Annotated in this window: 6 protein-coding genes and 1 pseudogene; 1 reads left to right on the top strand and 6 read right to left on the bottom strand. The window is 45.1% G+C overall.

Features of this window, described 5'->3' with window-relative positions; translation table 11 throughout:
• The 6 genes and pseudogenes from ABUA34_RS13590 to ABUA34_RS13565 all read right to left on the bottom strand — a co-directional run.
• A pseudogene (locus tag ABUA34_RS13590) lies at nt 1-576 on the bottom strand (transcription-repair coupling factor); the annotation flags it as partial.
• Between the two features lie 12 nt (nt 577-588).
• Entirely contained in the window at nt 589-1,146 is a 558-nt protein-coding gene (pth, locus tag ABUA34_RS13585) for an aminoacyl-tRNA hydrolase (RefSeq protein ID WP_015533697.1), read from the bottom strand.
• A gap of 43 nt (nt 1,147-1,189) precedes the next feature.
• Nucleotides 1,190-1,924 (bottom strand): sugar phosphate nucleotidyltransferase, encoded by a 735-nt coding sequence (locus tag ABUA34_RS13580; RefSeq protein WP_022217273.1) that lies wholly within the window; start codon nt 1,922-1,924, stop codon nt 1,190-1,192.
• A gap of 151 nt (nt 1,925-2,075) precedes the next feature.
• Nucleotides 2,076-2,336 carry a septation regulator SpoVG gene (gene spoVG, locus ABUA34_RS13575; protein WP_015533695.1) on the bottom strand — a complete coding sequence of 87 codons (261 nt, stop codon included), beginning with the start codon at nt 2,334-2,336 and terminating at the stop codon, nt 2,076-2,078.
• 79 nt (nt 2,337-2,415) lie between these two features.
• Entirely contained in the window at nt 2,416-3,540 is a 1,125-nt protein-coding gene (glgD, locus tag ABUA34_RS13570) for a glucose-1-phosphate adenylyltransferase subunit GlgD (RefSeq protein ID WP_022217271.1), read from the bottom strand.
• 2 nt (nt 3,541-3,542) lie between these two features.
• A complete protein-coding gene (locus ABUA34_RS13565) occupies nt 3,543-4,811 on the bottom strand; it encodes a glucose-1-phosphate adenylyltransferase (protein WP_022217270.1) in 1,269 nt (422 codons plus the stop codon).
• A gap of 319 nt (nt 4,812-5,130) precedes the next feature.
• Between ABUA34_RS13565 and ABUA34_RS13560 the strand changes: the two genes are divergently transcribed.
• The coding region (locus tag ABUA34_RS13560) for an asparaginase (protein ID WP_349823484.1) at nt 5,131-6,122 on the top strand (992 nt) is incomplete at its 3' end.

The following is a 6,122-nucleotide window of genomic DNA, read 5'->3' as shown; positions in this document are numbered from 1 at the left end:
GTATGGACATTCCTCAGTCAGCGGAAATATGTCCACGATACCGCCTCGTATGGCAAATTGTCCCGGCTCCTCCACACTGTCAGTTTTTTCATAACCAAGGTCCACCAGCTTGCCCTTGAGCTCATCCAGATCAAGAGACTGTGCCGCATGGATATTTATCACGTATTTTTTCATATAGGACAGTGCAGGTATCTTGTCATACATTGCATCTACCGTGGCTATGATCGTACATGGTTCTCCCGTTGCCAGACGCCGAAGGACCTCCATGCGCCGTCTGGTTATGGCATTGCCGTGGACATCTGCACTGAAGAACAGAATATCCTTTGCAGGATACATATATACATCCCTTCCGTAGAACTTCATATCGCTGTACAGCTCCTCCGCACGCCTGTCGTTATATGTCAGTATCAGGCGCACCGATGCGTCATCACCGAAGCCCTGCATCATGAATACTCTGTCCGTGCCCTCGCCCGTCGTACCTGTCACATTGACAAATCCATCTCCGGATGCAAGCCACTCCTTCAACTCTGTATATATATTCAGTTTTTCAAATGGCTCACCAAGTACACGTATCATTCTCCATCACTCTCAATTAAACTTATTCATAGCTGCAACTGTGCCATCCGCCAGTATGGTCTCCACCGCATCGCAGGCATTACCACAGCTCTCTCTTATATTCGCCAGATCTTCCTTTCCAAATCTCGACAACACATAATCAGCCAGATCCATGTGATCCGGCTTTTTGCCAACACCCACTCTGATCCTGACAAATTCCTGGCTGCCAACGTGCTGTATGATATTCTTCATACCGTTATGACCGCCGGCGCTTCCCTTCTGTCTGATCCTGAGCTTGCCGACGTCAAGATCTATGTCATCGTACACGACTATCAGATCTTCAACCGTACATTTGTAGAAGTCCATTATCGCCCTTACGCTCTCTCCGCTGAGATTCATAAATGTCTGAGGCATGGCGAGTATGACCTTCTCTCCGTCTATTATACCCTTTCCTATAAGTGCCTTATGCTTTGCAGTGTCTATCCTTATATTATGTCTCTCTGCCAGCTCATCCAGAACCGCAAATCCTACATTGTGTCTTGTTCCGGCATATTTCGCACCGGGATTGCCAAGTCCAACTATGATCTTCATTTGGTCTCTCCATTTTCCTCCACCCAGGTGGATCGTTCTATTGTTATCTGTTCTCCATGATCTTCTCAGCATCTGCAAGCTGCTCCAGGGTGTTGACTCCTCTTATCTGGTCAGCATCGTCCATCGGAACAGCGGAAGCCGGAAGCCCCATTTTCTTTATTATCTCTATCGCATCCGGAAGATAATACTCTCCCTGGGCGTTGTCATTTGATATCTGTGACAGTGCGTCCTGAAGTGCTGCGCAGTCAAATATATACATGCCCGAGTTAACTTCCTTCACAGCCTGCTCCGCTTCGTCAGCATCCTTCTGCTCCACGATCTTTGCCAGGCTGTCACCGTCCCTTATGATCCTTCCATATCCAAATGGATCATCAAGCATCGCCGATATTACAGTTACACCATTCCCGCTCTCCTTGTGGAAATCAAGTGCTTTTCTGAGTGTATCCCCTGTCACAAGCGGTGTATCTCCACAGAGTATGATCACATCCCCATCACGTCCAATAAAATCTGCAGCGCACTTTACCGCATGACCTGTTCCGAGCTGCTCCTCCTGAAGCGCATAGTCAACCTTCACATCGTTGACACTGGCAGCTATGGCTGACTTCACCTCGTCTGCCTTGTATCCAACGATCACACACACCTCGTCTGCACCCGCCTGGCGCGCCGCTTCTATAGAATAATATACCATCGGTTTCCCCATCACCTGATGAACTACCTTTGGCTTATCTGACTTCATTCTTGTTCCCTTGCCTGCCGCAAGTATAACTGATTTTACCATTATTATATCCTCCATATTCTATCTGGATCTAAACAGATACATTCTACTTTATACTATATTTTTTTACAAGACCATATAAAAAGAGCCAATGCTATCAGCTTGGTGACTTACGCCTCTAGCACTGGCTCTGAATGTCTATTTGAGACTGGTATTACTCTTCCAAAGATTCCTGATACTTTGAAAGAATCATACTCTGCAGACGCTCTCTTGTAGCTGTATTGATCGGATGAGCGATATCTCTATATTCTCCATCCGCTGCCTTTCTACTCGGCATCGCGATGAACATGCCCTTCTCACCCTCGATGATCTTGATGTCATGCACAACAAACTCGTCATCGATCGTAATAGAAACAACCGCCTTCATCTTGCCTTCCTTCTCAACACTTCTGATCCTGATATCAGTTATCTGCATCTGAATTACCCCCTTAACCCTGACACACATTGCGATCCCACACGCAACTGTCATTTGTACTACTTATACCGTATGCATCCTACAACGCATATCTGAAATCCTTCTCCACTATTACCTTGATGTCCTCAGGTGTTCCCTGATGTACTGTGTTCGCGCGGAGTGTATCCCTGCTCTCCACGATACAATTCTCGATGATGGAATTATCACCGATGTTGACATCGTTAAGTATGATCGAGTTCCTGATCACACAGTTATTTCCAATGTATACCTTCTTGAATATAACTGAGTTCTCAACGGTTCCGTTGATGATACAACCGCTTGCTATCAAGCTGTTATTTACCACCGCATCTGCATTGTACTTTGCTGGTGGGAGATCATCCACTCTTGAGTAGATATCCGGATGCTGTTTGAAGAAGAAGTCTCTTACGTCCTTCTTGAGGAAATCCATATTAGCTCTGTAATATGACTCCTTTGTTCCTATGTTTCTCCAGTAGCTGTCCATCTTGTATCCGTAAATTCTCTTGACACCCTTATATCTCACGAGAATATCTCTTACGAAATCATTTCTTCCCTCGTTGGCACATGTCTCAAGAAGTTCGATGAGCTGTCTTCTTCTTATGACATATACACCTATGGAAACCGTGTTGGTTCCTGCCACAAGAGGCTTCTCCTCGAAGTCTATGATCCTGCCATCCTCGTTCATCTTGATAACACCAAATCTGTTGATGTCATCCTCGCCCGGTGCCATATCCTTGCATACAACCGTGATATCTGCACCATTGCTTATATGCTCCTCAAGAACCTTGTTGTAGTCAAGCTTGTAGATACCGTCTCCTGAAGCGATAACTACATATGGCTCATGGCTCTCCTTGAGGAACTTGATATTCTGATAAAGTGCATCTGCTGTTCCCTTGTACCAGTAGCTGTTAGCTGCTGTGATGGTAGGTGTGAAGATGAACAAACCTCCCTGCTTTCTTCCGAAATCCCACCACTTGCTTGAGTTCAGATGCTCATTCAGTGATCTTGTGTTGTACTGTGTGAATACCGCTACCTTCTGAATATGAGAATTGGTCATATTGGAAAGTGCGAAATCAATTGCTCTGTAGCTTCCTGTGATAGGCATGGCTGCAACGGCTCTCTTTGCTGAAAGATCTCCCAGCTTATTGCTGTTACCACCTGCCAGAATAATTCCTAATGCTCTCATGTCTACTCACCTGCCTTTATAATACTACCGCCACTCGGAAGTGTTCCGTCCGGATAATCCGAAGGATCTGTGTCACCGAATATTGCAGTGTTCTTACCTATTGTTACGCCCTCAGGTATAACTGAGTTCTCACCTATAGTAACAAGGCCAAATGCGTAGATATTAGGCTTCATCTCATTGACAGCTTCCTCACCAACTCCAAGCTTGGCATTTGCACCAACCTTGACATTCTCGGCAATGATTCCCTTTTCAACATAGGCACCAGCTTCGATCGTAACCCCATTCATTATAATCGAATCCTTAACGACCGCACCCTCTCCTATGGTTACACAAGAGCCTATAACTGAATTCTCAACGGTTCCGTATATCTCGGTTCCCTCTCCGATGATACACTTGGATACCTTTGCCGCTTCATCTATGTACTGAGGTGGTATGGCGTCTGTCTTCGTATATATCTTCCAGAATTCCTCATACAGATTGAACTCAGGAACTATGTCGACAAGCTCCATGTTGGCCTCCCAGTATGAACCGAGAGTTCCTACATCCTTCCAGTATCCCTTGAAATCGTATGCACATATCTTGTTGCCGTTCTCATGGCAGTATGGAATAATATGCTTACCGAAATCGCATCCCGGCTGATCCTTCATGGTAACAAGTGCCTCGCGGAGAATCTTCCAGTTGAATATGTATATACCCATGGAAGCCTTGTTGCTTCTTGGGTTCTCCGGCTTCTCCTCAAACTCTGAGATGATGCCGTCATCATTCGTTATAACTACTCCGAATCTGCTTGCCTCCTCCCATGGAACCTGGTATGTGGCAAGTGTCACATCCGCATTCATGGACTTGTGATAGTCAAGCATGTGTTCATAATCCATCTTGTAGATATGATCACCGGAAAGTATGAGAACATAGTCTGGATTGTAATAATCTATGAACTCTATGTTCTGGTAGATAGCGTTGGCAGTACCTGTGTACCACTCGCTGTTGTTGCTCTTCTCGTATGGTGGAAGCACTGTGACACCACCAATGTTTCTATCGAGATCCCAAGGAATGCCGATTCCGATATGCTGGTTAAGTCTGAGTGGTCTGTACTGTGTAAGTACACCTACTGTGTCAATCCCCGAGTTGATACAGTTGCTCAGTGGGAAATCGATTATCTTGTATTTGCCGCCAAATGCTACCGCTGGCTTGGCAAGCTTGGATGTAAGAACCCCAAGACGGCTGCCCTGTCCACCAGCAAGGAGCATGGCGATCATTTCTTTTTTAATCATGTAAGTCACCTCTCCATGCAAAATTATAAAGACATTATACCATCCTTTTTATAATAATCAAAGTTTTTTATGCATTTTCACAAAAAAAATGCGCATTTTTCGATTTTTTTAAACATTTTTTACTCAGGGTATATATGACAAATGATGTATTTTGTCAGTATCAGGCGATATTTTTTAGCTATTACTTACTTACACTCAATTACATTTCTCATATTTTTCTTATATATTATGTAATTTTCATTTTGCAAACGGATATCTTTTTCATATAATGACTATATCGGAAGAAAATCATACAAAATACAAATGAGGTGTTGAATATATGTCAGAGATATTAGTAAAAGAATACCGTGGAAATATTGTTGAGAATACACACCGCGGCTCCATCGCAGTTGTGTCATCCACAGGAGATACAATCGCCTACCTTGGCGACATAGAGAAACAGACTTTCATGCGTTCCGCAAGCAAGCCTATACAGGTGCTGCCTACACTGCTGGCAGGACTTCACAGAAGGTTCAACCTCACCGACGAGGATGTTGCCATGTTCAACTCTTCCCACTGGGGAAGCAACCATCATATATTTGTGCTGGAGGAGATCTCGCGCAAGACAGGATTGAATCCCGATGACATGATCATGAAGCCATGCGCTTCCACATCAGCTTCAGCGCTGGCGGCAAAGCTCACCGACAGGTCAAAGCTCCACCCAAGGCAGGGACAGAGCAAACTTCAGCACTGCTGCTCGGGAAAACATTTCAGCCTTATGTTGCTCCAGAGAGAGCTCACCGGTAAGCCGGACGGCTATCAGCTCAAGGATTCCCCTGTACAGCAGCAGATAATCAATTTCATATCCATGCTCAGCCAGACCCCTACATTCAAGATCGGGCTCGGCATAGACGGCTGTGGAGTTCCAGTATTTGCACTGCCACTTAGAAGCATCGCCATGTCCTACGCAAAGCTCATGGATCCATTCAGCCTGTCAAACGAACTCCGGGAGACTATAGACTACAACTTCTCATGCATCCACAAATATCCTGAGAAGATCAACGATTACGGAACACCTTCATATTATATCAACCAGAATCCTGACCTCATAATGAAGGACGGCTCCAGGGGTGTTATATGTATGGCGATAAAGAGCATGAAGCTCGGTATCGCAGTAAAGCTTGAGGACGGATGGACGGATGAATATCAGGGAATGATAATCGCAAACATACTCGAACAGCTCAAGTACGAAAACACTGAACTCATCGAGAAGCTGAAAAACTGCTACACGACCAAGCTGTTCAACGACTGCGGCATTGAAGTGGGTCACTC

The sequence above is a fragment of the Coprococcus sp. RTP21428st1_C9_RTP21428_210409 genome, from assembly GCF_040227395.1.
GTDB classification, from domain to species: Bacteria; Bacillota; Clostridia; order Lachnospirales; family Lachnospiraceae; genus Coprococcus; species Coprococcus aceti.
Note: the sequence above shows the minus strand (reverse complement) of the source record. Positions and strands in the feature narration are given on the sequence as shown.